The sequence below is a fragment of the Enterococcus sp. FDAARGOS_375 genome (assembly GCF_002393265.1).
Lineage (GTDB): Bacteria > Bacillota > Bacilli > Lactobacillales > Enterococcaceae > Enterococcus_D > Enterococcus_D innesii.
Window position 1 is genome coordinate 2,160,037 of the sequence record NZ_CP023515.1, and the last position, 26,079, is coordinate 2,186,115.

General features: G+C 36.4%; 29 protein-coding genes and 1 pseudogene. 25 read left to right on the forward strand and 5 right to left on the reverse strand.

What is annotated here, in order from left to right:
• Positions 1-256 precede the first annotated feature (256 nt).
• Together CO692_RS17705 and CO692_RS11535 are read right to left on the reverse strand one after the other, a co-directional pair.
• On the reverse strand, positions 257-424 hold the full coding sequence (locus tag CO692_RS17705; protein WP_185939981.1) for a hypothetical protein: 168 nt from the start codon (positions 422-424) through the stop codon (positions 257-259).
• A gap of 302 nt (positions 425-726) precedes the next feature.
• Positions 727-1,407 (reverse strand): IS6 family transposase, encoded by a 681-nt coding sequence (locus CO692_RS11535; protein WP_002389568.1) that lies wholly within the window; start codon positions 1,405-1,407, stop codon positions 727-729.
• A 755-nt stretch (positions 1,408-2,162) separates the two neighbouring features.
• On the opposite strand from CO692_RS11535, the gene CO692_RS11540 reads away from it, so the two are divergent.
• The 9 genes from CO692_RS11540 to CO692_RS11585 all read left to right on the forward strand — a co-directional run bounded on the left by CO692_RS11540 (position 2,163) and on the right by CO692_RS11585 (position 10,943).
• Positions 2,163-2,474, forward strand: a complete 312-nt coding sequence (locus CO692_RS11540; RefSeq protein ID WP_096742291.1) for a PadR family transcriptional regulator — start codon at positions 2,163-2,165, stop codon at positions 2,472-2,474.
• An 11-nt stretch (positions 2,475-2,485) separates the two neighbouring features.
• The gene (locus CO692_RS11545) at positions 2,486-3,115 is read left to right on the forward strand and encodes a DUF2812 domain-containing protein (RefSeq protein WP_010749140.1); all 630 of its coding nucleotides are present in this window, start codon (positions 2,486-2,488) and stop codon (positions 3,113-3,115) included.
• Positions 3,116-3,672: 557 nt separating this feature from the next.
• Entirely contained in the window at positions 3,673-3,987 is a 315-nt protein-coding gene (locus CO692_RS11550) for an ArsR/SmtB family transcription factor (RefSeq protein ID WP_010748148.1), read from the forward strand.
• A 13-nt stretch (positions 3,988-4,000) separates the two neighbouring features.
• On the forward strand, positions 4,001-5,080 hold the full coding sequence (gene arsB / locus CO692_RS11555) for an ACR3 family arsenite efflux transporter (protein ID WP_005237696.1): 1,080 nt from the start codon (positions 4,001-4,003) through the stop codon (positions 5,078-5,080).
• 17 nt (positions 5,081-5,097) lie between these two features.
• A complete protein-coding gene (locus tag CO692_RS11560) occupies positions 5,098-6,765 on the forward strand; it encodes an FAD-dependent oxidoreductase (protein ID WP_096742292.1) in 1,668 nt (555 codons plus the stop codon).
• 120 nt (positions 6,766-6,885) lie between these two features.
• The gene (locus CO692_RS11565) at positions 6,886-7,242 is read left to right on the forward strand and encodes a hypothetical protein (protein ID WP_226818123.1); all 357 of its coding nucleotides are present in this window, start codon (positions 6,886-6,888) and stop codon (positions 7,240-7,242) included.
• A 754-nt stretch (positions 7,243-7,996) separates the two neighbouring features.
• Positions 7,997-8,404: a GGDEF domain-containing protein gene (locus CO692_RS11570; RefSeq protein ID WP_236596075.1), complete on the forward strand. Its 408-nt coding sequence runs from the start codon at positions 7,997-7,999 to the stop codon at positions 8,402-8,404.
• Positions 8,405-8,832: 428 nt separating this feature from the next.
• On the forward strand, positions 8,833-9,903 hold the full coding sequence (locus tag CO692_RS11575; protein WP_060792662.1) for a chromate transporter: 1,071 nt from the start codon (positions 8,833-8,835) through the stop codon (positions 9,901-9,903).
• Between the two features lie 836 nt (positions 9,904-10,739).
• Complete coding sequence (locus tag CO692_RS11585; RefSeq protein ID WP_060792664.1) at positions 10,740-10,943, forward strand: hypothetical protein; 204 nt, start codon at positions 10,740-10,742, stop codon at positions 10,941-10,943.
• Between the two features lie 75 nt (positions 10,944-11,018).
• Here CO692_RS11585 and CO692_RS17710 read toward each other — a convergent pair whose 3' ends face one another.
• Positions 11,019-11,168 carry a hypothetical protein gene (locus tag CO692_RS17710; RefSeq protein ID WP_005237684.1) on the reverse strand — a complete coding sequence of 50 codons (150 nt, stop codon included), beginning with the start codon at positions 11,166-11,168 and terminating at the stop codon, positions 11,019-11,021.
• A 295-nt stretch (positions 11,169-11,463) separates the two neighbouring features.
• On the opposite strand from CO692_RS17710, the gene CO692_RS11590 reads away from it, so the two are divergent.
• From CO692_RS11590 to CO692_RS11620, 6 genes and pseudogenes are all read left to right on the forward strand, one after another.
• Positions 11,464-11,664: a cold-shock protein gene (locus tag CO692_RS11590; RefSeq protein ID WP_005237682.1), complete on the forward strand. Its 201-nt coding sequence runs from the start codon at positions 11,464-11,466 to the stop codon at positions 11,662-11,664.
• A 66-nt stretch (positions 11,665-11,730) separates the two neighbouring features.
• Positions 11,731-11,946: a hypothetical protein gene (locus CO692_RS11595; protein ID WP_010748155.1), complete on the forward strand. Its 216-nt coding sequence runs from the start codon at positions 11,731-11,733 to the stop codon at positions 11,944-11,946.
• Between the two features lie 86 nt (positions 11,947-12,032).
• Positions 12,033-12,338, forward strand: a complete 306-nt coding sequence (locus tag CO692_RS11600) for a hypothetical protein (protein WP_060792665.1) — start codon at positions 12,033-12,035, stop codon at positions 12,336-12,338.
• A gap of 795 nt (positions 12,339-13,133) precedes the next feature.
• Positions 13,134-13,379: pseudogene (locus CO692_RS11610) on the forward strand (MerR family transcriptional regulator); the annotation flags it as partial.
• A 415-nt stretch (positions 13,380-13,794) separates the two neighbouring features.
• Positions 13,795-14,703 (forward strand): IS982-like element ISEfm1 family transposase, encoded by a 909-nt coding sequence (locus CO692_RS11615; RefSeq protein WP_096742295.1) that lies wholly within the window; start codon positions 13,795-13,797, stop codon positions 14,701-14,703.
• A gap of 55 nt (positions 14,704-14,758) precedes the next feature.
• A complete protein-coding gene (locus tag CO692_RS11620; RefSeq protein ID WP_060792668.1) occupies positions 14,759-15,256 on the forward strand; it encodes a GNAT family N-acetyltransferase in 498 nt (165 codons plus the stop codon).
• 36 nt (positions 15,257-15,292) lie between these two features.
• On the opposite strand, the gene CO692_RS11625 is transcribed toward CO692_RS11620, so the two are convergent.
• The gene (locus CO692_RS11625; protein WP_226818334.1) at positions 15,293-15,895 is read right to left on the reverse strand and encodes a PHP domain-containing protein; all 603 of its coding nucleotides are present in this window, start codon (positions 15,893-15,895) and stop codon (positions 15,293-15,295) included.
• 448 nt (positions 15,896-16,343) lie between these two features.
• Here CO692_RS11625 and CO692_RS11630 point away from each other — a divergent pair, with 448 nt between their 5' ends.
• The 9 genes from CO692_RS11630 to CO692_RS11670 all read left to right on the forward strand — a co-directional run bounded on the left by CO692_RS11630 (position 16,344) and on the right by CO692_RS11670 (position 24,082).
• The gene (locus CO692_RS11630; protein WP_226818127.1) at positions 16,344-17,036 is read left to right on the forward strand and encodes an amino acid ABC transporter permease; all 693 of its coding nucleotides are present in this window, start codon (positions 16,344-16,346) and stop codon (positions 17,034-17,036) included.
• 35 nt (positions 17,037-17,071) lie between these two features.
• Positions 17,072-17,884, forward strand: coding sequence for a transporter substrate-binding domain-containing protein (locus tag CO692_RS11635; RefSeq protein ID WP_060792670.1), 813 nt, complete (start codon positions 17,072-17,074; stop codon positions 17,882-17,884).
• Between the two features lie 12 nt (positions 17,885-17,896).
• Complete coding sequence (locus CO692_RS11640) at positions 17,897-18,607, forward strand: amino acid ABC transporter permease (RefSeq protein WP_021150492.1); 711 nt, start codon at positions 17,897-17,899, stop codon at positions 18,605-18,607.
• The gene (locus CO692_RS11645; RefSeq protein ID WP_096742296.1) at positions 18,604-19,350 is read left to right on the forward strand and encodes an amino acid ABC transporter ATP-binding protein; all 747 of its coding nucleotides are present in this window, start codon (positions 18,604-18,606) and stop codon (positions 19,348-19,350) included. Before CO692_RS11640 ends, CO692_RS11645 begins: the two co-directional genes overlap by 4 nt.
• A 23-nt stretch (positions 19,351-19,373) precedes the next feature.
• Positions 19,374-20,594 carry a PLP-dependent aminotransferase family protein gene (locus CO692_RS11650; RefSeq protein WP_060792671.1) on the forward strand — a complete coding sequence of 407 codons (1,221 nt, stop codon included), beginning with the start codon at positions 19,374-19,376 and terminating at the stop codon, positions 20,592-20,594.
• A gap of 12 nt (positions 20,595-20,606) precedes the next feature.
• Positions 20,607-21,578 (forward strand): NAD(P)-dependent oxidoreductase, encoded by a 972-nt coding sequence (locus CO692_RS11655; protein WP_081117243.1) that lies wholly within the window; start codon positions 20,607-20,609, stop codon positions 21,576-21,578.
• A gap of 25 nt (positions 21,579-21,603) precedes the next feature.
• Positions 21,604-22,356 carry an amino acid ABC transporter ATP-binding protein gene (locus CO692_RS11660; protein ID WP_096742297.1) on the forward strand — a complete coding sequence of 251 codons (753 nt, stop codon included), beginning with the start codon at positions 21,604-21,606 and terminating at the stop codon, positions 22,354-22,356.
• Positions 22,357-22,370: 14 nt separating this feature from the next.
• Positions 22,371-23,543: an MFS transporter gene (locus tag CO692_RS11665; protein ID WP_081117242.1), complete on the forward strand. Its 1,173-nt coding sequence runs from the start codon at positions 22,371-22,373 to the stop codon at positions 23,541-23,543.
• A 92-nt stretch (positions 23,544-23,635) separates the two neighbouring features.
• Positions 23,636-24,082, forward strand: a complete 447-nt coding sequence (locus CO692_RS11670) for an Lrp/AsnC family transcriptional regulator (RefSeq protein ID WP_096742298.1) — start codon at positions 23,636-23,638, stop codon at positions 24,080-24,082.
• 58 nt (positions 24,083-24,140) lie between these two features.
• Here the strand turns inward: CO692_RS11670 and CO692_RS11675 are convergent, their stop codons facing one another.
• Positions 24,141-24,572, reverse strand: coding sequence for an Lrp/AsnC family transcriptional regulator (locus tag CO692_RS11675; RefSeq protein ID WP_003125427.1), 432 nt, complete (start codon positions 24,570-24,572; stop codon positions 24,141-24,143).
• A 158-nt stretch (positions 24,573-24,730) separates the two neighbouring features.
• Between CO692_RS11675 and CO692_RS11680 the strand changes: the two genes are divergently transcribed.
• Positions 24,731-26,077: an aspartate ammonia-lyase gene (locus CO692_RS11680; RefSeq protein WP_081117241.1), complete on the forward strand. Its 1,347-nt coding sequence runs from the start codon at positions 24,731-24,733 to the stop codon at positions 26,075-26,077.
• The last annotated feature ends 2 nt before the right edge of the window (positions 26,078-26,079 follow it).

Here is a 26,079-nt window from a genome sequence, read left to right on the forward strand (position 1 = left end):
TTTTATGTATCAATACTGCATCTTCGGCATAAAATATTAAAAAATTTTTGTTTATCTGTGTATTAACAATGAAACAATGTATGGTTCTTATTCAGAATTGATATGGAACAATCTATTATCTATCACTAAGTAGTAAGTGATAGATAAAATACATACAAACCAAGATAGCGGTTTCATATTTAGATTTTATAGTGTTGCCAAAGCTGTGCTATATTGCTTATCCGATTAATTTTTAAATTAATACTTTGAGGTGGTTCTATTTACAGCCTTTTTTTTCACAAGTGATAGAAGAAGTCGTAGACTGCCAATCTTGTGGATTGTCATCAATTCTTGCTCCACAATCAGTATAATTGCCTTCTTTTCTATGAATTTTTCCGTTTTCAGATTTCTTTGTGTCATTACCAACATATTTTATGTTTGCCATAATGCTTCCTCCTAATAATAGTATTTCTTTTTTTATTTTTGGCACTACTACTAAATCTTAAGTCTATTTTAATTCAAAAAAGTATAAAATGCTAATTATATTTGAAAAATGATGTATGAATAATTTCAGTTTACATAACATAGATTTTATACAAAGTTGTCTCTTTTAAAAAGCTATAAATCAATATAATTAAAAACATGTAAATGTTTATGTTAACTAAAAATCTCGATCTCTTAAGCAACATGATAGGTTCTGTTGCAAAGTTCCAAAATGAACAATACTAGTCTAACACTAGCTATAGTTTATGCAGGTATTCCTAATAATATCTTCATTTCCGTGCAGACTGAAAACCCGAAGAGAGTGCCTTCTTTTCGGTTCTTCTTATATAATCCTCGAATGGCTTCCATGCCTTTAATCGTGGTTGAGGCTGTTCGTAAGCTTCGATAAAATTTGTTTCGTCTCTTGATGGGACGATGATCTTGTTCAATGAGGTTATTTAGATATTTCACCGTGCGATGTTCTGTTCGCTGGTAAAACCCGTGTGCCTGTAATTTTTTGAAGGCACTGGCAATAGAGGGAGCTTTATCGGTCACCAGAACCCTTGGTTCATCGAACTGTTTAACTAATCTCTTGAGAAAGGCGTAAGCTGCTTGTGTATCTCGCTTTTTCCGTAACCATATATCCAGAGTGAGACCATCTGCATCAATGGCGCGATAAAGATAATGCCATTTTCCTTTGATTTTAATATAGGTCTCGTCCATTTTCCACGAATAAATGGACTGTTTGTTTTTCCTCTTCCAAATGTTGTAAAGTAGTTTCCCATATTCCTGTACCCAACGATAGACAGTGGTGTGAGACACGTTAATACCACGGTTGTACAGAATTTCTTGGACGTCACGATAACTCAGGTTGTACCGAAGATAGTAGCCTACAGCGACAATAATCACATCTTTCTGAAATTGTTTGCCTTTAAAATGGTTCATCTTCGTTACTCCTCCTAGTTCCTATTAAACTCAGTTTACCCTATAATGGATCTGAGGGGAAACTTTGCAACAGAACCAATTAAAGAATATTATTGATACGCAATTAGTTGTCACGAATATTTGTGACTTGAATCTTCCAAGAAAAGATATAATCGTTACATCGTTATATCCCTCTGAAAATGAATTAGAAAAGCTACGCGATTACTATGAGAATGATGCAAATTAATCTGATGCAAAATTGTCAGCTCTTACTGCGAGTGATTTTGATGATTTGATCAATACTTGGACAAAAAAGTTTAAGAAACTAGATATTGGTAAAAATAAATTACAAAATAATTTTGCAATGCAGTTACATATTATCATTTATAATGGGTAACTTAATCAAAGAGAAATGAGATAATTTCTTTCAAAGGAATAGAGATATATTAATTTGTTTGGTAGTGGAAATAAATTATTCTTAAACGACTATTAAGTAGTCAATAAATCAATGTTCCACACAAGTATCAATTTATGAATTTTTGCACTAAGTATATAGGGTCAGAAACTTAAAAGTTTTTGATCTTTTTTTGTTCTCCCGTTTTATGGCTCGTTCAATAGCTCAGTTAGTTAGGATCTGTTAGATATAAAAATAAGGGACAACAGAGAGTAACATAATAAACCTTTTCTTATGCTTGACATTCTTTTTATATACAGTTAAGCTATATATAGTTCAACTGTATATAGCTTAACTATAGTAAAATAAGGAGTATCTTTATATGACTAGAAATCCATATTTACCTTTAACTGAAACAACTTTTTATATTCTTTTAGTTTTAACTACACCCGCTCATGGATATGCTATTATTCAAGAAATTGATAAGTTAAGTGAAGGGGCAGTTAAGGTAGCAGCAGGAACTATGTATGGAGCGATTGAAAATTTACTTAAGCTTAATTGGATAGAAGAAATTCCAAGTAGGGAAAAAAGAAGAAGAGTTTACAAAATTACTGATATAGGAGAAGAAGTTTTAAAACTAGAAATAGAACGTCTAATAAGCCTGATTAAACTATCTTCTGTATTTGGATATTAGGAGGGGACAACATGAAGAAATTTAGAATTTTCTTATCCTTGAAAAAAGAAGAAGAATGGATCAATTCTATACAGGAAGAGGGATATAGGTTAGTTTCTGTTAATTCTCTGGTGCCTATGTATACTTTTGAAAAAATGGCTAGTAAAGAAATGTTCATTCCGTATGTACGCATTGATTTTAGAGAAAAAAGTATGAGGAAATCAAATTACGAAGATTACGTAACACTGTTTTCTGATAGTGGTTGGAAATTAATAAAGGGCAGTCGTTCCGGTGGCGCTCAGTACTTTCAGCAAGAACATCCAGATGTAACAAGAGAGATATTTTCTGATACTGATTCTCAAGAAAGTGTAAAGAAAAGATATGTGAAATATGGTTACACATATGGATCTATATTTTTATTGTATTTTTATATTTTTTCTAGCAGTAATTCATGGAGTTTAAATAATATTTTAAACATTAAATCATGGTATTTCACCCAAGGTTTATGGGAAATGAAGGGTATGTGGTTTTGGAAAGCATTTATTTTTGAAACTCCATTTGTTTTACTACGTGTATTACCTTTATTTTTCTTTCTATTTTTAGGTGTCTATTATCTCTTACGTTCGCTTATAAATGATGACTCAAAATTTAAAGCAAAATAAAAATAAAGGAAGTAGCCTTTTGAACAAGGGCGCTTCCTTTATTTGTTGTGGGACACCAGAGTATACTCTGTTGGACACTCCTTTAAACAGATTTTTAAATCATTAATAGTGTCCATGTAGATTGTGCAAAAAGCTTTCTCGAATCATAAAAAATTCATAATGAGTTATTTTGAGTAAGAGTGTTCAGAAAATGACTAATTTCTGGACACTCTTTTTAGATACTGTAATTTATATGTATCACTCTATTTTTGTGTTCATAAACTCGTAGCTAAATCATTGTTCAATTAAAATTTAGGTTTATGAGTATTAGGACAAATCTTGGATGTGGTCAAAAACTTAAGGGTTTATGAGCTCTCTTTGATTGCTATAACTATAAAAGAGTTCAAGATAGAATATTCTTTAACAGTTCTTCTATGCTAAATTAACCTATAGTGAGAGTACTAACTATGCTATTAATTCCTATTTACTTAGAAATTATGAGTAAACAACTTGACCTTATATAGATGGTTGTCTATATTACATATATAGACAACCATCTATATAAGGAGGGTCGAAGAATGAATTATGAATCTCTTTCATTAGTATTAAAATCTCTAGCGGATCCAAATCGTATGAAAATAGTAGATGTGCTTTCTTGCGGTAGTTTGTGTGCATGTGATTTACTTGAATATTTTGATTTTACGCAGCCTACACTTTCTCATCATATGAAAGTACTTGAAAAAGCGGGTGTCGTTTGTGTAAGTAAAAAAGGGCAATGGCACCATTATTCATTGAGGGAAGAATTTGTTGTAGAATTTATGGAATCTATTCAACAATTACTTGTAAATAATGAAGACAACTGTGTATGCAAAGTAAAAGAAGGATCTAAGTAGGAGGAAAGTAAAAATGAAATCAAAAGGTAAAGCTGAAGGGTTAGGCTTTTTTGAAAAGTATTTAACTCTATGGGTAATCTTGTGTATGATAATCGGAGTATTGATTGGACAGTTTGCTCCAGCTATTCCTGATACATTAAGTCAATTTGAGTATTTTCAGGTCTCAATTCCAACGGCTATTTTGATATGGTTGATGATTTATCCTATGATGTTAAAAATTGATTTTACCAGTATTGTTCGTGCTGCTAAAAAACCTAAGGGATTAGTTATCACGTGCGTTACTAATTGGCTTATTAAACCGTTTACGATGTATGGCATTTCAGCACTCTTTTTTTATGTGATTTTCCAACAATTGATTCCAATAGAACTAGCAAAAGAATACGTCGCTGGTGCAGTTATTCTAGGAGCAGCACCATGTACAGCGATGGTTTTTGTGTGGAGCTACCTAACAAAAGGTGACTCTGCCTATACTTTGGTTCAAGTCGCAATCAACGATTTAATTATCCTAGTATTATTTGCACCTATTGTTGCTTTCTTGTTAGGTGTTGATAATGTAAGTGTCCCCTTAGCTACTTTATTACTGTCTACTGTTCTTTTTGTAGTTGTTCCATTGTTTTTAGGCTTCATTACTCGAGTGTTGATCATAAAAAAAAGAGGTTTAACCTATTTTGAAAATGTCTTCTTGAAGAAATTTGATTCAGTGACGATTATTGGTTTATTACTAACTCTGATCATTATCTTCTCCTTCCAAGGTGAAAGAATCATTGCTAATCCATTGCATATTTTATTGATTGCAATTCCTTTAACGATTCAAACGATTTTAATATTTACAATTGCTTATAGTTGGGCAAGATTTTGGAAGTTGCCACATAATATTGCTTCTCCTGCTGGAATGATAGGAGCAAGTAACTTTTTTGAGTTGGCAGTAGCGGTATCAATATCACTTTTTGGATTACAGTCGGGAGCAACTTTAGCAACAGTCGTAGGCGTACTTGTGGAAGTGCCAGTTATGTTACTTTTAGTTAAGGTTTCTAATAAAACAAAAGACTGGTTCATAAATCCGGAATCTTTGAGTGAAATCAAGAACGTATAAAGGATAGGTGTGGAGAAATGAAAATCATCATTATTGGATCTGTCGCTGCTGGAACAAGTGTCGCTGCAAAAGCAAGAAGAAATACGGAAGATGCAGAGATTGTTTTGTATGATAAAGATATGGATGTGTCTTACGCAGTTTGTGGGATTCCATATGCAGTGGGGGGAGAAGTGGAAAACTTTGATGAACTGACGCCTCGTAATGCTGAATGGTTTAAAAAAAGGTACGACGTAGATATTCATACCTCTCATGAAATAACTCAGGTTGACTATGATAAAAAATTGGTGCACGGAATCAATCTAATTACAAAAAAATCATTTACCAATAATTTTGATGTTTTAGTGTTGGCCACAGGATCGGTTTATAATACCCCAGAAATATTTGTTAATAGACATTTTGAGAATGTTTTTCAGGTGAAAAATATTTCGAGTGGGAAAAGTATCAAGAAGTTTGTAGATGAAAACGAGCCAAAAAAAGCAGTTGTCATTGGTGCTGGATATATTGGTTTAGAAATGGCCGAGCAGTTACAGAGACTAGGTCTTGAGGTCTCGTTACTTCAACGAAGTAAATATCCCATGTCCCATTTAGACCGGGACATGTCTTCAAGAATCATTAATGAAATGAAAAGGAAAAACATTGCCTTTTTCCCTGAAGAAACCGTCAGAAAAGTTAACGGTGATGGTAGTCTGAAGTCTATTGAAACGGCTAAAGGAACTATCTTTTCGGCAGATATTTTTGTATTAGCTACCGGAGTAAAGCCGAACACCGTATTAGCAAAATCCATGGGAATTAAATTAGGAATTACCGGAGCTATAGAAGTAAACGATAAGTTAGAAACCAATTTTCCAAATGTTTATGCTGTAGGTGATGTTGCAGAAAGTTTTGATCGCATAACTAGGCGACCAATTTATCGACCTTTAGCTTCAACAGCCAATAAAATGGGAAGGATCGCAGGAGATGTTATTACAGGTGGCAATCTACGACACAAGGGAATCTTAGGAACTGGTATTTTACGATTCTTTGATTTAACAATTGCTCAAACTGGTCTCACAGAAAAAGATGCTTTAGCAAATAATATAGCTATTACTACTTTATATAATATTAAACCTAATAAGCCGGACTATATGAATGGTAAAGAAATGGTGATCAAAGCAATCGCAAATAAAGAAAATGGGAAGATACTTGGGGCTCAAATCATAGGTTATGATGGGGTAGATAAGCGGATCGATGTGCTTGCTACTGCTATTTCATTTGGCGCAGCTGCTGAAGATTTATTTCACTTGGATTTAGCATATGCTCCACCTTTTTCTACAACAAAAGATCCCATTCATTATACTGGGATGGCTTTGAACAACGATATAAATAATGATACCCCGTTAATGACCCCTATAGAGCTATTGAGAAGAATTGATAGCGGCGAAAAATTACAAATTATTGATACCAGATCAAGAAAACAGTTTGAAACTTCGAAAGTTGAGGGAGCAATTCACATACCTTTAGCTGAGTTAAGAGATCGATATGAGGAATTGGATAAAGAATGTGTGACAGTAACTTATTGTAATAAAGGCGTTACTGGAAATGCAGCACAAAATATTTTATTGAACAAAGGATTTAAACAAGTTTATAATTTATCCGGAGGAAATAAAAACTATCAAGAAGTTTGTGAAACGATACAAAAATTATGATAGAATTCTAAATATTGGAATAATTAGGAAGAAACTTATTTTGAGGTTTGATGTAAAATTTGTATTTTTTTCAAGCTTCATTTTTTTATATATTATGGACTACTAGAGGTGAAATTGAAGATGGTAGATTTAACTAAAATTGAATACCGAGTTTTGATTTCATTATATGAATGCGAGGGAGGGATAACAAAACGTAACTTTGTAAAAAAATACCCAGAAATTAAGCTGAATACAGCTTATTTAGTTATTGATCGGCTAGTAGACAAAGGGTACTTAGAAATGAATTACTCAAAAAAAACTGAATTATCAGAAAAATTGTTTAGTCCAATCAAATCAATAACTGACTTCTATTCTGATATGTTTGGTATTTGCGCTGTTGATTGTACGGTGAAAAAAGTAATACGTGAACTAACTGATTATAGTCAAACAAGTTTTATTCTAGATAAAATAAGAGAAGCAAAAAGATATGCAAAATAAATTTATATAGTTGGAATGAAAAGGTAAAATCTCATACTTATAGTCTTGGTATACAGTAAAAAAGAAATGGAGAAATGTCTATGGGACTTTTACATTTGCTTTATGTAATATTGTATTCAATTATAGTAATTAGCTTACTTATTTCCTAAGATTTATTTGTAAAAAATTTTAAGAAACTCCATTTACGATATTCTTTTAAAATAATTATTGGTTTAATATTATTTGTATCGCAAATGTATTTTATCATAACTTTTTCGATAAATAATGTGGGGCATGTTTATTATGAATATACATTACCTTTATTTATCTTATACTTTAACTCATTCAAAATGAAAAATTATTTTCTTTTATTGGCTCTAATGATGGTGTTTATCGGACTATCGTAATAAGTATTATTGATATCAAGACATTACTTAGTATTCTAGTTCTAAGTATACTGGCATTCACTTTTAGTTTCGTAATTAAAAAAAGCTTTTATAAATATATAATACAGATACCGTTTTATATATTTTTTGTTTTAATTACTCTAATGATGGCTGGATTGAATTCTATGCTCTTTTTTGAATATAAACTTACTTTTTGGGAATATCTATCTTTGTTTATAGGGTCTATAATTATTTGTATTTCTTGGCAATACTATCTAAGTACTCAAAAATAATTCTTAAAAGATATAAATAGAAAACTTATTGAGAGAAACTACGATGAATTGACGAAAGTTAAAAATATTAGAAGCTTAAATGAAGACGTAGATAGTATGACAGATGTTGAAAAGGAAAAGCTTATTTTTGTTATGATGGATTTAGATCATTTTAAAAGAATTAATGATCACTATGGACACATTACAGGAAATCGTGCTTTAATATTCTTTTCAAAAAAAATAACAACTTTTCTTAGTGAAGCACACCAAGATCAAGTAGAGGTTTATAGATATGGAGGCGAAGAATTTTTAGTTATTTTCAAAGACAGTACATTAAAGTCTGTTCAAAAGACTATATTAAGATTTCAGGCATTCTTATTAAAAAATAAGTTGAATATTGGAGGGGAAAGAAAGATTACGCTTTATTTTTCTGCTGGCATTTCTAAGTATGATTCTTCTTTAGATGTATATGAACTCATCAATCAGGCTGATCAAGCGCTGTATGCTGCAAAAAAAAGGAGGTAGAAACACAGTTGTTGTTTATTCTTGATTTATTATGCAATTAAACATGATTTTGGCTTGATCAAGATCTCTTGGACGGTTAATTTAAAATAGTATTGTTTAACAAGGGCATTTTACTTGCTATATATAAATAATTGTTCTAAAATTTTCTAGTGTGTCTCATTAAAAGAGTAGAGGAGAAAGCAGATTGGGGAAGTCTTCTTTTTATATGTTGCTTTTATATTTATAGGTGAGTAAATCTACTGTAATGATAATATATTTATCGTTTTTCAGAAGGTTTCATCAAAGGACGCAAAGAGAAAGTTCTATTTTTCTCTTTGCGTCCTTTTCTAAACTATTTATTGGAAAGTAAAGATCTACTAAACTGAAACCAATCATTGATATAACAAATCAGCACATAACTTAATATTTCTCATGCTATTGGAGGGCTTATGGAAGAAAATAAATACATCGAGATTGTTAAAGTGTTCTCAAAACTTGGGTTCTTTGCTTTTGGTGGACCAGCTGCTCATATCGCTATGATGGAAGAAGAAGTCGTGGATAAAAGGCAATGGATGTCTAAGGAAGAGTTTCTAAATTTATTAGGATTTACTAACTTGATTCCTGGTCCAAACTCTACAGAGATGGCAATTATATTAGGTCATCGGCGTGCTGGAAAATGGGGATTATTTTTAGCAGGTATTTCATTTATTTTACCAGCAATGGTCATTGTAATGATTATAGGGCACTTTTATAAATTATATGGAGACCTTCCTAGAGTTCAAACAATTATGGAGTATATAAAGCCTGTCATTGTAGCAATTATTGTAGCAGCTCTAATAAAGCTTTTTAAAACAGCTATAAAAGATATATCTACATTTATTGTTTTTTGCCTGTCTCTGCTTTTGGTTGTTTTTGGTGCTTCGGAACTCACTGTGTTAATAGTTGCCGCAATACTCTTACTATTAATAAAAAAAGATTGGAATTTTAAAAATTATGTCATAGAGCCATTTAGTCTCTCAATTTTATTTTTAACTTTCCTGAAAATAGGTTTACTTTTATATGGTAGTGGCTATGTATTACTTGCGTTTATCCAATCAGAATTTGTTGATAAGTTACAAGTATTGACCCAAGTTCAAATGATAGATGCCATATCTGTAGGCGAATTTACTCCTGGGCCTGTATTTACTACAGCAACTTTTATTGGATATTTACTTTTCGGTATCCCAGGTGCTTTGGTAGCTACAGTAGGGATTTTTTTACCATCGTTTCTACTGGTTCTTATATTAGCACCACTATTTTCCAAGCTTAAACAATCCAATACATTTTCCAAAATGTTAATTGGTATAAATGCGGCAGCATTAGCATTGATGGCTAATGTTACCATCCAATTAGGACAAAATATATTTGTTGAATGGTATTTCATTTTAATTTTTTTTATTAGTCTATTAGGTATTCTTAAATACAAAATTAACTCTGCATTCTTCATTTTAGGGGGAATTCTATTAGGTCTATTTTTATGATTTAGATTAGATGATCTAATGATAAGAGTTTTGCATAAGAATGTTAGGGTATTTATGTATAAAAACAATAGATTTTTTTGTAGGTAAGGGGTAACATACTATTGTAAAGATATCTGATGTTGAATTGAAATTTATTTGATTACGTAATATGTATTTTTAAATAGCAGAAGTGGTTAGTTAATCTCTCTTTTCGCTGAGTTTTTTATTAAGGGAAGGACGTGATTTTCCTGAAAGTTGAGAAAGAAGAATTTAAACGAGTTATTAATGACGCGTCTCACTTAGAATATAATTATATTCATCGGGATTTAGAAAAGATTACTGATCCTAAATTGAAGGACGAAGAAGTAGAGTATTTGATTGTAAATCAGATACATCACAGACTTTTAAAAAGTTCACACAAATCGTTATTTGGAAATAAAATAATAATAAAAAGTATTGATGAAAAAGATTACAAGTTATTAAGATATTATGTGGAAGCATTATCGGAAAACCACTATAGAATAAAATAATATTCCTTAAAGTCTTAGGTTTCGAAAAGTTAATTATTACTTATGTGAATGGTTTTTAAATAAATGATTGCTTGATAAAAAATGATTATGAATTCTACAATATTGATTTTAACGGATCAGAAATTATAGGATTTTGCTCTATTTTAAAATCGAGCTGAAGCTGGATCTAAGAATAGGAGACAATAAATAGATGTACTGCTTTATTAACATAAAAAAAGCAATTCTTAATCTGTGATGATTGGCTTGCTAGTTTGTGATATTTTTTAGTTAAAAGTTACTTGCATTTGCTATGTCTAACTGTAGGTAATACCATTTTGGAGGGATGATATGGAAGAAAGTGAGAGTTTTGAACAGCACTGGCTATTGTCATTTAGTATCCAACGTGTAAAATATCTGAAACTTCTTTCCGCCTATCCAAAAACTACTTGGACGGAGGAGGAAAAGAAGGTATTTCTCTGGTTGTGTCAGATGGATATCGATACACTTGAAACAATGGAGATCATTTTTAGCAAATTAGCACACAAAAAATGAATAAGACAGCTACTCATTCTTACAAGTAGCTGCCTTTAATATGAAAAGAGCTTGGCCATTAGAGAGTTTCACTCCTTATGCTAGTTTTTCTAATTCATGTACTGCATTTTCGATTGTAGTACCGGTTGCCACTTTGGTTTCATCATTTTTAGAAAAAACAATAAACAAGTTTAAGTTAGTGTCCAAAGTAACACGATAATCAATTGTTTTGTTAGTGAATGTCACAATACATTCTCCTCTCTCAAATAGTGACGAAAGGTAACGATAACGTTCATAGCGAAATTCTATATAGATAGTATAGCACATTAAAAATAAAATAGTGTATAGTGAGTGATAAGTTTATAAAAAAATAATATTTTTATGTAAAGTTGCAACTAAAGAGTTTGTGTGGTATACTACTTGTAGTGATAAACTTTGAAACGTATTAAGAGTGCTATACATAAATTTATACTCTCCTTTTGCTTATCAAACAATTATTGCAACAAAACGCATTCGTAATGATGCACAAGGAGGAAATAGTATGAATAAAGGTACAGTAAAATGGTTTAATTCAGATAAAGGTTTTGGGTTCATTACAGGAGAAGATGGTCAAGATGTCTTTGCTCATTTTTCAGCGATTCAAGCGGATGGATTTAAATCTTTAGATGAAGGTCAAGCAGTTACTTTTGATACTGAAGAAGGTCAACGCGGTTTGCAAGCTGCTAATATCTATAAAGCATAAAAGTGCCTTTTAACCCGTCTCAACATGTGTGAGGCGGTTTTTTCATACTTCAAAGGAGGGGTAAGAATGAGTTTTTCACAATGGAAACCACAACAACTTTCAATAGAAGGCCAAGCTTTTCATATAGATCAACAGGTCATATTTCGATATAGAAAAAAACAAGCAGCTGGAACAATTATAAAGCTACTCAGCAATTCGGCAGTTGTAACCCTTTCAAATTCAGAAGTGACGAATACTACGGAAAGAACAGTTATAAATTATAAAAATTTAATGAGTAACTGAAATCAATGAAGAATAGATTGAGTTTTTTAATCACGTACTATGTATATGTAAACTGGATAGACGATTGGTTTGAGTGGAGGAATAAAATGCAAAAAGAAGCTATTCATCAGTTAATCGTAAAATTGACACTTAACAAAAATTGGCTTAATGACCCAATGATTGTTAATCAAGTGAAATATCTAGGAGATCAACTTTCTTGTACACGACGTTCTCCGATTAATTATAATCAGATTCAGGGAATCAATGTTTATTATCTGGATGGTTCTGAAAAAATGTATACTTCTTTAAAAAGTTGCTGTGAAGGAGAAAAACTCTTCAAAGGAACCATCCAGAAATATATTTTATCTGATTCACCCATAGCAGATGGCAGATATTTCTGTGTCATTCGCTAATCTATAAACTTCTAAATCCGCCACCATAAGTTTTGCGATAAATATTTCTTTTTATTAAGCAGATTAAGGATGAACATTTAGTTCATTAGATACAGATATACAAAAAAACTAGCTATGATCAGCTAGTTAAATTATTTATACATAAGAGAGTTACATCTAGATTTAGCTTCCTCTAAAGTAGAAAATTTTTCGATATCAATATCGTAAATAAATAATTTGAGTTGAATATTGTGCAACTCTTTCAAATTTAGCACAGCAAATGACGTGATCAAAGGTGGTCTCGATTGAAAATCATACAAATTTGTTTTTGCTTTTGATGAATATAAACGGTAGTCCGAACTAAAAACTTCCACTGGATAAAAATTAGTATTCATATTTGAACACCTACTTTCATGGTACTTATCCAGTATAGCACTTAAAAGAAGTCAAAAGTAAAAATAGAAAAAACGTAAGGGATTCCTAAGCATTGCTTCTACATCGTAATTACTTGCAAAAAAGAAATATATAGCGTAGGCTGATTAAGCAACATGCATTAATCTAAGAAGAGTACCGGCACAGAAAACTTGGGGAAGTTTTTCTGGACTGCGCCGAATACTCTTCGTTTTTTTATTTTAACATTATTCTTACTTAATAAACATTAGAATATGAGAAGTTGCATTTAACTGATTTTATCTATTGCTTAATATTTTAATAGTCTACGGAATGTGAGGAGGTATTTAGTATAGTATTAGCATAGAGACAAGAGGCTTCTGGTTTCTCTAGAGTTAACTCCATGGTTTATTATAAATAAGAAGAATGAGGAGGAGATTCGATGAATATAAAAAAGCAGCTGAAATGTTTGATTTAAGTGTGGATACACTAAGCTATTATGAGCGTGTTGGCGTGATACCACCCGTTCACCGCCACGAGAGCGGCTACCGAGATTATACTACCAATGATTTAAATTGGATTTATCTAGCAAAAAACTTGCGAAATGCTGGATTGTCGATTGAATCTTTAATTGATTTTGCTCAACTAGTTCAATTACGTGAAACACAAAATGATGCTATATAGATAGAAGGAAAAATTTGGGAGGTTATCATTCTGGATGAAAAATAAGCGTAGCTATTAAAGAATTTTACATTTAACTGCTGAAAAGGAATGGTAAGATTCTCCAAAAATTGTCAATGAGGTTCAAACGATAGAAACAACTATTTTAGACGGACGCGCTTCGCCCATGAACTATTAGGAGTCAAACGGAATAAGAGTTACTGAATCATAAGAACAATGTCAGAAACTATGCAACGATCAGTGGCTGCGTAGCTAATGAACTACCGTGTCGAGTAATTATTACAAAACTTATTAAACCCGTGGTGCTAGTTAATTTTTTCCTAGAGGAAAATGTCTAAACATGTTGGTAAATCAACAAAAAAACGCATATAGTAGTCTCAAAACTCCCAAGAAATGAGGACTACATATGCGTTCATCAAAATATACTGAACATTATACAGATACTTTTATAACATTCAAGGAAATTATGAGAACTGTTTCTAACATATACCACAATTGTGTACCAGATAAGATTAAAAACCGAAGAAATACTGATCAACTGAAGCAACGCGATACAGTGATTATTGCTTGTGTTATATGGGGCATAATTAATGGCTATACTAGCCAAAGAGCCACGTATAGAGCGGTTTGTTCCGTCTTATTTCCTAATGGTGACTTTCCTAGTAGGAGTCGATTCACTTGCTTAAGTTCAAACTTAGCTTACACTATCAAGATTATTCGATACTTTTTCATCAAGAAGCTCACCAAAGGTGAACTAGTCGGAATTATAGATAGTTTTCCTAGTTTATTATGTAAACCAGTTAGAAATAGACAAGCAAAACTATTGAATCAAATAGCCAAAGTTGGCTATAACTCAACAAAAAAATCTTATTTTTATGGTCTTAAAATTCATATGATCGTTACTAAGACTGGCTTTCCGATTACTTACTCAATCACGAATCCAGGTGTCCATGACGTGAAAGTGTTAGAGACTTTATCGGAAGAAGCGAATCTTCCCAATATCCTAGGGCACAAAGGATATATTAGCCATAAAATCCATGAAAAGCTTGCCCTTAAGGGCATTACTATATCCGTTCCGCCACGTAAAAACATGGATAAATCAGAAAAACTAGACCACAGCTTACTTGGAAAACAAAGAAAAACAGTTGAGACTGTTTTTTCTTCCTTAGAAAAATTAGGTTGTCAAAATTTCAACTCACGTTCTGTTAAAGGGCTAGAGAGTAGATTTGAAAGCATATTACTGGCTTACAGTGTTCTATTAAGTCGAGCACAACGACGTTTTGAAGGAACTTTGAGATATTCTTTAGGATATTAAAATTAACTAGCACCACGGGTGATTTATAATATACTATGTCAAAAGGAGGAGTTAGATGAACAATCAAATCACACTAGCGTATTTAGATTATGATGATCTAGATGCTTTACAAGTTGTAAGTGTTGTCAGTTTTTATGAATCGTTTATCGATGGCGCAGATCCACTTGATATGCAAGGATATTTACAGACACAATTGACAACTGAAATATTGGCAGTAGAATTGGCACAGTCAACCAGTAAATTTATTGGTATTAAGGATCATCAAATACTCATTGGTTATATGAAAGTCAATGATGAAAAAGATACTATAGAGATTCAACGGCTCTATCTGCTCAAAGATTATCAAAACAAAGGGTTAGGGCAACGGTTACTCGATGAAGCGAATCGTTATGCTAAAACGAAACAAAAACGTTATTTACGTTTGACTGTTTATGAAAAAAATCATGCAGGTATTCGTTTTTATGAACGTCATGGGTTTAAAAAAATCGGGATCAAACATTTTCCTTTAGGAAAACAAGATCGTATTTGTCCGATTTTAGAAAAAGAAATCTAAAAAAACGTCCTCACTTTTGATGCTGAGGACGTTTTTTTAGACTGGTAATGGAACCATAATTCGCTTTCCTTTTTGATAAATCGCTAATTCCGTCACACCTTTTGCTTTTAACAGAGCAAAAAGATCATCGAAATGGAAACGGAAATGTTCAAGGTAATGCCCATCTGATCCAACACTAAACAAGGTACCACCACGTGAAAGATATAAATCGATGACATATTCATATAACGCTAAATTGTCATACAAGTAAGCGCTCTTAGCATTTAATTCGAATGCCAATTTATTTTTGATTACTTGATCTAGAATCGGTAAAAACTGCGCTTCATATTGTTTAAATTCAGCAACGGATAGACCAAATACCCGAAAACCATAGTCAAAATGAGCAAAGACATCTGCTTCTATAACAACTAGTGCTTCTGAAAGTTGTGCAAAATACTGAGGAATCACAATAGCAGGATCCATATCTTTGACTTCGTCATCTAAATAATCAAATTGACCATTATGATGCACACTGAGTAATTTTAAATCGTAATCTTTATCGGCTAAATAGTCGATGATCCGATTCTTTTCAGAAGCGATGTAACCGATTTCGATGCCTTTTAAAACACGATTGCCAAAACGCTTATTTAAGCTATCGATTGTTTAACTGTACATTTCATAATCGGGGATATCATCGACTTTAGTAACAGGATTGGCTAAGTCAAAATGTTCAGTTGTCACGACGTAACCATCGTAGTTTGTTAAATAGTCCTCATTTCTTGGGAGTTTTGAGACTACTATATGCGTTTTTTTGTTGATTTACCAACATGTTTAGACATTTTCCTCTAGGAAAAAATTAACTAGCACCACGGGTAGTATTTTATATTCTTATATTAAAAAGAAAGATGCCGTTTGCATCTTTCTTTTTTTAGTTAAAAGGGAGAATTTATAAAATTAATGAAGTTTTAGTAATGAATCTATTGAAAAATTTTTTTCCATTAGTAATATTGTCTAATAATCAGAATATTCAGAAAAAAGGAGGGGCAATATGTCGGAATTTTTTCAGTGAAAATTAGTTTGGGAATATTTTCCAAAGGTTTTAAGTGCTTTGCCGGTTACGTTGATGATAGTAGCAGTGGCGTCGATTACAGGATTGCTTTTAGGGATTTTACTTGCATTTATTCGTGTCGAAAAAGTGCCATTTCTGAGTCAACTGGCGGCAGTCTTCGTTTCATTTATTCGAGGCACACCGATATTGGTTCAACTGTATGTTGTGTATTATGGTGTACCCGCCTTATTACAAATGATTCAAATCGATGTTTCCTCATGGAATAAAATTATTTTCATCTATATCACCTACGGATTAAATACTGCTGCCTTTCAGTCTGAAACTTTCCGGGCTGCGATTCTAAGTGTACCGGTCACACAGAAGGAAGCGAGTATTGCTTGCGGATTGACGAAAACACAAATGTATCGACAAGTGATTTTACCGCAAGTTGTCCGTGTCGCATTACCTGCATTTGGTACAACTACGATTGCACTGCTGCAAGACACATCGCTGGCTTTTACCATTGGGGTAGTGGATGTTGTCGGCAAAGCGCGAGCGATAGGCGCAGTGACCTTCCATACACTTGAAGGCTATGTCGGTGCGGCGATCTTGTTTATTACCTTAAGCTTCCTCTTAGAACGTGTTTTCACCGGTCTGGAACGTCGGATGAGTTTTTCGAAAACAAAACAACAAACAGCAAAAGTACCACTGATATCATGGACCAAAAAACAGCAAAAAATCAAAACAACATAGGAAAATTTTGGGTAGAGGGAAAGGGAGGAATTCAAATGAAAAAAACGATTTTAGGTGCAATTACATTGGTGACACTTTTGGTTTTAGGGGCTTGCGGAAGCAGTTCTGCCGACACTACAAGCAGTGGAGCAAGTGATGCAACAGAAATCAAGGTGGGTACTGGGAATGAAGCATTGCCATATGCTTATTTAGACGAAAATGGTGAATATGATGGCTATGATGTCGCCGTCGTTAAAGCAATCGACGAAAAATTACTTGATTATACCTTTACCTTTGAAGGAGCGGATTTCCCAACGACGTTATCAAATTTAGAAAGCAATAAAGTCCAGATGGCTGCCTATGAATATGAAGTCAATGATGAACGGAAAGAAAAATTCGTCTATGGGGATGTTGGGTATGTGGTCTGGGATACGTATATTGTCTCTGATCCAGATGCTGGTACGGTCTACGATAGCTTCGAAGATTTAGCAGGAAAAAAAGTCTATGTGACGACTGCTACTAACCAAGCAGCAATGGCTGAGGCTTATCTGGCAGAAAATCCCGATGCTTTTGAATTGGTTTATGGGGAATACAACAACGAGCAAATCGTACAAGCAGTCACTTCAGGTGCGGTCGATGCAACGTTAGCACCAGAATATCAAGTCGATAATTGGAACAATTCATTTAGTGAAAATCTAGAGATCGGCAGCGAACCAGTCCACAACTCAGATGCCTACTTATTGTTCAACAAAGAAGCGGACCAAGACTTTATTGATGCGGTCAATACAGCATTAGAGGAATTGAAAGCAGATGGAACGATCAAAGAATTATCAGAAAAATATCTAGATGGGGATTACGTCCCAGAATAGGGAGGAATGGCGATGAGTTTTCAATTGTCTATTATGATCGAAGCGCTGAAAACAGCAAGTCATTATATTGGTACGACGCTTTTTATGGCGTTGACCGCACTAGTCATTGGCGCGGTGGTTGGGTTGATTATCGCCTTGATTCGTCTGTATAGGATCAAGATCCTCGCACCAGTGCTGCAAGTGATTGTCACGGTCTTAAAAGGGGTCCCAGTGGTTTTAGTGATTTTAGCGTTATATCTTATTTCTGCTAAACAGTTTGATATTTGGGCGGAGTCGATGCATTGGACTTTGCGATTTAAAGATTTCAACATGGTTTGGATAGCGATCGCCGCCTTGAGTTTAATGTCTGCTATCAATAGCAGCGAGATTTTCAGGGGCGCATTTGCGGCAGTCAAAAAAGGGCAGTTCGATGCAGCCAAATCGATCGGCATGACGAACTTACAAGTCATCCGTCGTGTGCTGCTCCCGCAAGCCTGGCCGATTTCATTGCCCATGTTCAGTAATTTGCTGATCTCGTTGGTTAAAGCGTCGGCCTTAGCTTCCATGGTCAGTGTTGTCGATGTTTTTGCGGCAGCTAAAATCACGGCCCAGCAAAATTATCGGTTTTTAGAAGCGTATGTGGCTGTTGCGATCATTTATTGGCTGATTAGTTTGGTCATCGAAAAAGGGGCACAATTACTGGAAAATCGGCTGTTGCGCAAACTAAGGAGGGCCGCATTATGATGAAAGTAACGGATATCCATAAGCGATTCGGCAAACAAGAAGTGTTAAAAGGGATTGATCTTGATGTCGCTAAAGGCGAAGTAGTCGTCTTATTGGGGCCTTCCGGTTCGGGAAAAACGACCTTCTTGCGTTGTCTCAATTTTTTGGAACGAGCAGATCAAGGTGTGATTCAATTGGGAGAAACCACCACCACATTGCACAAAGCAAGTAAAAAAGAAATATTGACCCATCAACGGCAAACAGCGATGGTTTTCCAAAATTATGCCTTGTTTCAAAATAAAACAGCCAAAGAAAATATCATGATGCCATTGATCGTGACCAAAAAACAAAGCAAAGAAGCTGCCCTGCGAACAGCAGAGGCTTTGTTGGATCAAGTCGGTTTGTCTGAACGACAAGATTTTTATCCTAGCCAACTGTCAGGTGGACAACAACAGCGTATCGGGATCGCCCGTGCGTTGGCGTTGAATCCTAAGGTCATCTTGTTTGATGAACCTACCTCGGCATTGGACCCGGAACTAGTGGGACAGACATTGGCGCTGCTCAGAGAAATTGCGGAAGCCGGTGCGACCATGGTATTGGTGACCCATGAAATGAAATTCGCGTATGAAGTAGCAGACAAAGTCGTTTTCATGGAGAATGGACATATTGTTGAACAAGGCACACCGCAACAAGTATTCGAGGAAACCAAAGAAGAACGAACCAAAGCCTTTTTAGCCCGCTTTACCACACAGCTGGTCGGCTAACAACTATGCAGGGAGGAAATAGAATGGCCTATCAATTCGCACAACGTATCATGACATTAGAAGCATCTCCATTAAGAGAGAATGCAAAAAAAAATATGGAGTCTGCAGCAGCTATTTCCTTTGCTTACGGATTTCCACCGACAGAAGCATTTCCAATGGCTACATTGAAAGAGATCTCGCAAAAATTATATAACGAAGCGGACCCAGAGTCTTTCTTGCAGTATGGGGCATCAGAGGGGTATCCGCGCTTACGGACCTTGATCAAAGAACGTTTGCGTCAATTGTCAAATATCGATAACGAAGAGGAGGTGCTGGTGGTTTCGGGCTCGACCCAAGCCATGGATTTGGCGGTAAAAGTCTTTTGTAATGAAGGCGATGTGGTGTTATGCGAGGAGCAAACATTTTCCGGTGCGGTGAATGCTATCAAAGGATATGGGGCGATACCAGTGCCGGTACCGATGGATCTTGCAGCAGAATCAATGGATCTTGACGCTTTAGAAACAATCCTCAAAACAGACGCAAGAGTGAAAATGTTGTATCTGATCCCCACTTTCCAAAACCCTTTAGGCACATCAATGCCATTGGAAAAACGTAAAGCCATTTATGCATTGGCATGTCAATATGATGTGCTGATTTTTGAAGACGATCCTTACGGTGAGTTGTTGTATGAAGGTACACCGATCCCTAAGATGAAAACATTAGATACCGAAGGACGAATCATTTATGCGGGATCTTTTTCAAAAATTTTGGCACCCAGCAGCCGGATTGGTTTTATGATGGCTGCTGGTCCTGCAATGGAAAAATTGATTTTGGCCAAGCAATCCGCCGATTCCCACACCAATTTTTATTGGCAAGTGGTATTGGCCGAATATATGGATCATCATGATTTCGAAGGTCATGTGGCCCAATTGACCTTGTTGTATCAAGAGAAATATGCCCGCATGCTGCAAGCATTACAGGCACTGCCAACGGATAAGCTTACCTTTATCAAACCAACAGGCGGCTATTTTATCACCTGTTTCCTATCGACTGAGATGGACGCAGAGCGGTTCTATGAATACCTTGATGAGGCGAAAGTTGCGGTCATTCCAGGCAATATCATGAGTGTTGCGGGAAAAGGCTATGAGCATTCATTTCGGCTGAATTTTACGAAGCCGACATTGGCACAGATCGATCAAGGGATCGCTTTATTAGGTGATGCGTTGGAATACGCTATGCCGCCAGCATATGAAGGGGTCATTTAGGAGGTGTTGCCAATGAAATTGATTTATTACGGGGTAAGTGAAGAGGAAATTGCTTATATCGAACGGTGGCAATTTATCCACAAAACACCAGTGACGATCGTAATGGAGGGCTTGTCTTGGGAGAATATCCATTTGGCAGCAGGGCACGACGGCATCTGTTTGTATCCTAGTCTGGCTATGCAGCAAGATGAGTCCCTGTACCAACGCTTGCATATTTTAGGGATGAAGCAGTTATCGATCAAATCAACGGGGGTCGACGGTCTTCGTTTTGACTGGGCGCAAAAGCATCAGTTGACGGTCACCAATGTCCCTTCTTATAGCCCAACATCGGTGGGCCATTACACTGTGATGTCGATCTTGATGGTTTTACGCAATATTCCAGCAATGATCAAAGGAAAACTTGATCGACGGTCTGTGATTGGTCGGGAGCTACAAGACGTAACAGTCGGTTTGTTAGGCACTGGTCGAATCGGTGCTCTAGTCGCAGAAGCGATTTATCATATGGGGGGACATGTGATTGCCACTAGTAGGAGTGAAAATCCTCGGTTGAAGGGGATTGTCGAATATGTGTCCTTTGAGACCTTGATTGCTGCATCGGACGTCTTGTCGATCCATATCCCGCTGACAAAAGCATCAGAAGGGCTATTTTCGGCCTCTGTTTTTGCACAGATGAAGCCTGGCAGTTGTCTGGTCAATACGGCACGTGGGGGAATCGTTGATACGGATGCGTTGATTGCCGCACTCGCGCAAGGGCGTTTGTCTGGTGCTGTATTAGACGCTATCGCCAATGAAGAACGGTATTTTTCAGTTGGGTGGGATCAAAATCCTTATTATCAACAGCTGAATCAACTGCCAAATGTGCTTTTGACCCCGCATATTGCGTATTATACCCAATTGGCTGTACAAGAAATTGCAGAAACAGCTTTGAACAATGCAAGAGATATTTTGCTAGAAGGACAATCTGCCAATACGATCGCGCTTTGAGCGATAGAAAAGAAAGGGTGGGAGTATGCTGCAAGCAGAAATCAAAGGATTGAAGAAGTCTTTCGATAAACAAGACATCTTAAAAAATGTTGGCTTACAAATTGAACGTGGGGAAGTTGTATGCATCATTGGTCCTAGCGGCTCTGGAAAAACGACCTTTTTGCGTTGCTTGAATTTGTTGGAGCAGCCTGATGCGGGGAGTTATTCTATCGGTGACTTCCAGTATGATCTCGCACATATTGGCAAAACCCAACGATTGGAGATCGCCCGCAAAACAGCGATGGTCTTTCAATCCTATGAGCTGTTCAGCCACATGAATGTGTTGCAAAATGTGGCGGAAGGACTACGCACACCACGGCGTTTCCCAAAAAAACTGGCAGAAAAAGCAGCGTTATCTGCCTTAGAAAAAGTGGGTTTGGCAGATAAAGCTATGATGTATCCTAGTCAACTGTCTGGCGGACAGCAACAACGTGTAGGTATCGCCAGAGCGATGGCTTTGACGCCAGAATTATTACTGTTTGATGAACCCACTTCAGCGCTCGATCCAGAACTTGTCGGTGATGTCCTAAATGTCATGAAGCAACTGGCTGATAGTGGGCAAACGATGATCATCGTGACGCATGAAATGCAATTTGCACAAGAAGTCGCGGATAAAGTGATATTCATGGCGGATGGTGTGGTGGTAGAAGCGGGAACACCAGAAGAAATTTTTGAGGATCCGCAAGAAGAATGTACACAGCAATTTTTGACACAAGTACGTTTTCAATTAGCTGTATAGAAGCGAGGCACAATATGGAAAAGGTGAACAGCTCTAGTCGGCTTTGGTCGAAAGATTTTTACTTAGTGATGGTGGTCACGGTACTAGCAATGACAGCCATCACGACCCAAATGGGGACTATGCCGTTATATGTTGCTTCTTTAGGTGGTTCTAAAGCAGTATCCGGCGCCATTGTAGGTGTCTTGGGGCTATCTGCTTTGTTTTGCCGTTTGCCAATCGGTGTGGCATTGGATCGATATGGACGCAAAGTCTTGCTTTGTATGGGATTAGCCATTCTGTTGATTGATTTTAGTTTATTGAATCTGCTGCAGGGGCTATTGATGCTTTTTTGTCTGCGCATCTTGCAAGGGGTGGGCAATAGTTTGCAAGCGACAGCAGCAGCGACGATGGCAGTTGATACGATTCCTGAAGGCAAATTAGCAGTCGGATTGGGGTATTTCAGTATCGCCCAGGCTGTGCCGAGTGCCATCGGCCCGTTGATAGGACTTGCTGTTGTAGAAAATTATGGATTTCCTGTACTTTTTCGGATGGCTGCCTTGTTGAGCGGAACAGCTTTTTTGTTGAGTTTCTTTTTGAAAGAACAGCCCTTTTCACGGAGGAATACGCACTCTGGCGAAGCGAAATCATCGTTACGAGAACTGCTTCGCATCAAAGCGGTTGTGTTTCCTAGCGGTATCCTTTTTTTGATATGCTTTGCCAATTCTGGCGTGGTGGCGTTTATTGCACAATATGCCCTTGAACGTGAGATTATCGGCGCAGGCTATTATTTTACGGTCATGTCGATCATGACGGTCACAACACGGGTCGTATTTCCACGTTTGCTCGCCAAAATCCAAACGGCTACATTGATTTATGGCAGTTTATTATTGATTTTGGTTTCTTTTTGTCTGTTGCCATTTACGACACAGCTCAGTAGCTTGCTTCTGGCCGCGAGTTGTTATGGTGTCGGTTATGCCGGCTTATTGCCTGTGATGAATACGATTGTATTAGAATCGGTGTCTGAGGCGCAGCGAGGGCAAGGGACAGCGGTATTTTCAGCAGCCTTAGATGTAGCTTATGGAGGTGGGGCTTTTTTGTGGGGAATCATCGCCAGTCTTTTTGGCTTTGACATGATGTTTTTTGGGTGTGGTCTGTTTGCTTGTGGGGCGATGATTGTTTATCGCTATTTCCAATTATCTCAGCGTTGATGTTAGGAAATTTAACATAGGATGTAATCTGCAACTTGCGCTTTCGTTGTTTTCTCGATAAACTGAGAAAATAATGAGAACGGGGGATGATTATGGATAACTTAGACCGCAAGATACTGAACATCATGCAGCAAAATGCCCGAGTCACTGTCAAACAGATCGCAGAGCAATGCTTTATTTCATCGCCATCTGTTTCTGTGCGGGTACAAAACCTTGAAACCCTTGGGTATATCCGTTCTTATCAGGCACTGATCGACTACCAAAAACTTGGTTATCTGATCAAAGCGTATGTCCATTGCGCAGTGAATGCCAAAGATAAAGAAGCCTTCTATGCCTATATCGCAGACATCCCAAATGTGATCGAGTGTGACTGTATCACTGGAGATTATTCTATGCTCTTGAAGGTTTATTTTAGTGATACGGTCGTCTTGGATCGGTTTATCACAGATTTGCAATTTTATGGGGATACCAAAACCTACATTGTATTTTCAACGAATGTCGGACCACGAGGGTTGCAAGTGCCAGTCGATGACCAGTGACCCCTGTATATAAAAAAAGCGTGCCTGTCTATGTGAGATAAGCGCGCTTTTTGGGTTTTCAGAATTGATATCCTCGAGAGGGAACTGGCGTCGAGAAAACGATTTGGGTGTTGGTTCGACCGAATTTTTGCAAGTCATTGATAAAGCTGTCCAATGATTTGGTAGAAGGGAAAACGACTTTGATTAACATTGAATAAGGGCCGGTGACACAATCACATTCCAACACATTGGGGATCGCCTGTATGAAAGGATAGAAACTTGCTTTTTGCTGTGGTTCGATCGACAGGTGGATAAATGCTTTGATCGGCAAGCCGGCTTGTTCATAGTCAATCGTCGCTTGATAATACAACAATTGCTCGGTTTCTTCTAAATGTTTTATTCGTTGGGAAACAGCAGGTGCAGTGATGAATAACGCTTCACTTAACTTTTTGATCGATAACCGACCATTTTGCTGCAACAGATTCAACAACTTTTTATCTAGTTCATCCAAATACTTTCCTCTTTTCTGTTTTTGTACTGTTTCTCTTTGTTTTTCAAAGTGAAAGGAATCAATTTCAAGGATTAACAAAGAGATGGCTGAAAAGGCTCGTGTCTTTTTCTCTTATGTGATATTTTATCACATATAATACAAAAAGGGGCGTTTAAATCATGATGAGGATCGAATCAGATACAATTGGCAGTCTACCTATATACGAGGGGGCTTATTATGGTATTCATAGTTATCGCGCAAAAGAAAATTTTGCTTTCACTGATCAAAAAGTTGATCTGACGATGATCAAACAAGTAGCACGTATCAAAGCCGCAGCTGCGCTAGCCAATCAACAATCTGGCACGCTATCCAAAGAAAAAGCACAAATCATTGTGACTGCTGCGGAAGAAATCATCATGGGCAAGTGGGATGAAGAATTTATTGTTGATACATTTCAGGGGGGAGCAGGAACATCCACCAACATGAATGTGAATGAAGTGATCGCCAATCGCGGGTTAGAATTGATGGGGCATAAGAAAGGGGAATATCAATATCTTCATCCTTTAGACGATGTCAATCAAAGCCAATCCACCAATGATGTCTATCCTAGTGCTGGGAAACTGGCTTTGCTTGTATATATTGAACAATTGGATGAAGCGCTGGTACAGTTGATTGACAGATGGCATATGAAAGCGAAAGAAGTTCAGCACGTGGCAAAAATGGGGCGAACCCAACTGCAAGAGGCGGTGCCAATGACAGTAGGGGAAAGTTTCGCTGCATATGCCCACAGTTTGACGCGTTGCCGTGAACGGCTGCACCACTTATCGGCAGAACTATTGACCTTAAATATGGGTGGGACAGCCATTGGGACAGGTCTTAATGCGTCCTATCGCTATCAAGAATACCTCTATCAAGAATTGAACCGACGTTTTCCAAGACCCTTACGGCCAGCGAATGACCTGATTGATAGTACACAGCATACCGACAGTTTCGCCTCGATTTCAGGTGGATTAAAAACGATTGCCATCACATTGAACAAAAGCGCCAATGATCTGCGTCTCTTAGCCAGCGGTCCGCGAACTGGTTTTCATGAACTCAACTTGCCAGCAAGACAAGCAGGCTCATCGATCATGCCGGGCAAAGTCAATCCAGTCATTCCAGAAGTTATCAGTCAAATTGCATTTCAAGTGATTGGAAATGACGGTGCCATCACCTTTGCGGCAGCTTCCGGAGAATTGGAATTGAATGCTTTTGAGCCGGTGATGTTCCATAATTTATTTGAATCATGTCAACTGTTGACCAAAGCGTGTCAAATTTTTGCCGATAAATGTGTGGCAGGTATTACCGTCAATGAAACAGCTTGTTTGAAAGCTGTAAATAACAGTACAGGGACTATTACAGCCCTTTCACCGCAAATTGGTTATGAAAAAGCCACTGCTTTTGTCAAAGAAGCATTGGAAAAAAATTGTTCCATCGAGGAGCTATTAAAGCAAGAAGAATTCTTGCGGACAGAAACTTATCAGTAAGG

Excerpts from the sequence above, each read along its gene's own strand:
- CO692_RS17705 (WP_185939981.1), bottom strand. The coding sequence starts at position 424 with ATGGCAAACATAAAATATGTTGGTAATGACACAAAGAAATCTGAAAAC.
- CO692_RS11535 (WP_002389568.1), bottom strand. The coding sequence starts at position 1,407 with ATGAACCATTTTAAAGGCAAACAATTTCAGAAAGATGTGATTATTGTC.
- CO692_RS11540 (WP_096742291.1), top strand. The coding sequence starts at position 2,163 with ATGACTAGAAATCCATATTTACCTTTAACTGAAACAACTTTTTATATT.
- CO692_RS11545 (WP_010749140.1), top strand. The coding sequence starts at position 2,486 with ATGAAGAAATTTAGAATTTTCTTATCCTTGAAAAAAGAAGAAGAATGG.
- CO692_RS11550 (WP_010748148.1), top strand. The coding sequence starts at position 3,673 with ATGAATTATGAATCTCTTTCATTAGTATTAAAATCTCTAGCGGATCCA.
- arsB (WP_005237696.1), top strand. The coding sequence starts at position 4,001 with ATGAAATCAAAAGGTAAAGCTGAAGGGTTAGGCTTTTTTGAAAAGTAT.
- CO692_RS11560 (WP_096742292.1), top strand. The coding sequence starts at position 5,098 with ATGAAAATCATCATTATTGGATCTGTCGCTGCTGGAACAAGTGTCGCT.
- CO692_RS11565 (WP_226818123.1), top strand. The coding sequence starts at position 6,886 with ATGGTAGATTTAACTAAAATTGAATACCGAGTTTTGATTTCATTATAT.
- CO692_RS11570 (WP_236596075.1), top strand. The coding sequence starts at position 7,997 with ATGACAGATGTTGAAAAGGAAAAGCTTATTTTTGTTATGATGGATTTA.
- CO692_RS11575 (WP_060792662.1), top strand. The coding sequence starts at position 8,833 with ATGGAAGAAAATAAATACATCGAGATTGTTAAAGTGTTCTCAAAACTT.
- CO692_RS11585 (WP_060792664.1), top strand. The coding sequence starts at position 10,740 with ATGGAAGAAAGTGAGAGTTTTGAACAGCACTGGCTATTGTCATTTAGT.
- CO692_RS11590 (WP_005237682.1), top strand. The coding sequence starts at position 11,464 with ATGAATAAAGGTACAGTAAAATGGTTTAATTCAGATAAAGGTTTTGGG.
- CO692_RS11595 (WP_010748155.1), top strand. The coding sequence starts at position 11,731 with ATGAGTTTTTCACAATGGAAACCACAACAACTTTCAATAGAAGGCCAA.
- CO692_RS11600 (WP_060792665.1), top strand. The coding sequence starts at position 12,033 with ATGCAAAAAGAAGCTATTCATCAGTTAATCGTAAAATTGACACTTAAC.
- CO692_RS11615 (WP_096742295.1), top strand. The coding sequence starts at position 13,795 with ATGCGTTCATCAAAATATACTGAACATTATACAGATACTTTTATAACA.
- CO692_RS11620 (WP_060792668.1), top strand. The coding sequence starts at position 14,759 with ATGAACAATCAAATCACACTAGCGTATTTAGATTATGATGATCTAGAT.
- CO692_RS11635 (WP_060792670.1), top strand. The coding sequence starts at position 17,072 with ATGAAAAAAACGATTTTAGGTGCAATTACATTGGTGACACTTTTGGTT.
- CO692_RS11640 (WP_021150492.1), top strand. The coding sequence starts at position 17,897 with ATGAGTTTTCAATTGTCTATTATGATCGAAGCGCTGAAAACAGCAAGT.
- CO692_RS11645 (WP_096742296.1), top strand. The coding sequence starts at position 18,604 with ATGATGAAAGTAACGGATATCCATAAGCGATTCGGCAAACAAGAAGTG.
- CO692_RS11650 (WP_060792671.1), top strand. The coding sequence starts at position 19,374 with ATGGCCTATCAATTCGCACAACGTATCATGACATTAGAAGCATCTCCA.
- CO692_RS11655 (WP_081117243.1), top strand. The coding sequence starts at position 20,607 with ATGAAATTGATTTATTACGGGGTAAGTGAAGAGGAAATTGCTTATATC.
- CO692_RS11660 (WP_096742297.1), top strand. The coding sequence starts at position 21,604 with ATGCTGCAAGCAGAAATCAAAGGATTGAAGAAGTCTTTCGATAAACAA.
- CO692_RS11665 (WP_081117242.1), top strand. The coding sequence starts at position 22,371 with ATGGAAAAGGTGAACAGCTCTAGTCGGCTTTGGTCGAAAGATTTTTAC.
- CO692_RS11670 (WP_096742298.1), top strand. The coding sequence starts at position 23,636 with ATGGATAACTTAGACCGCAAGATACTGAACATCATGCAGCAAAATGCC.
- CO692_RS11680 (WP_081117241.1), top strand. The coding sequence starts at position 24,731 with ATGATGAGGATCGAATCAGATACAATTGGCAGTCTACCTATATACGAG.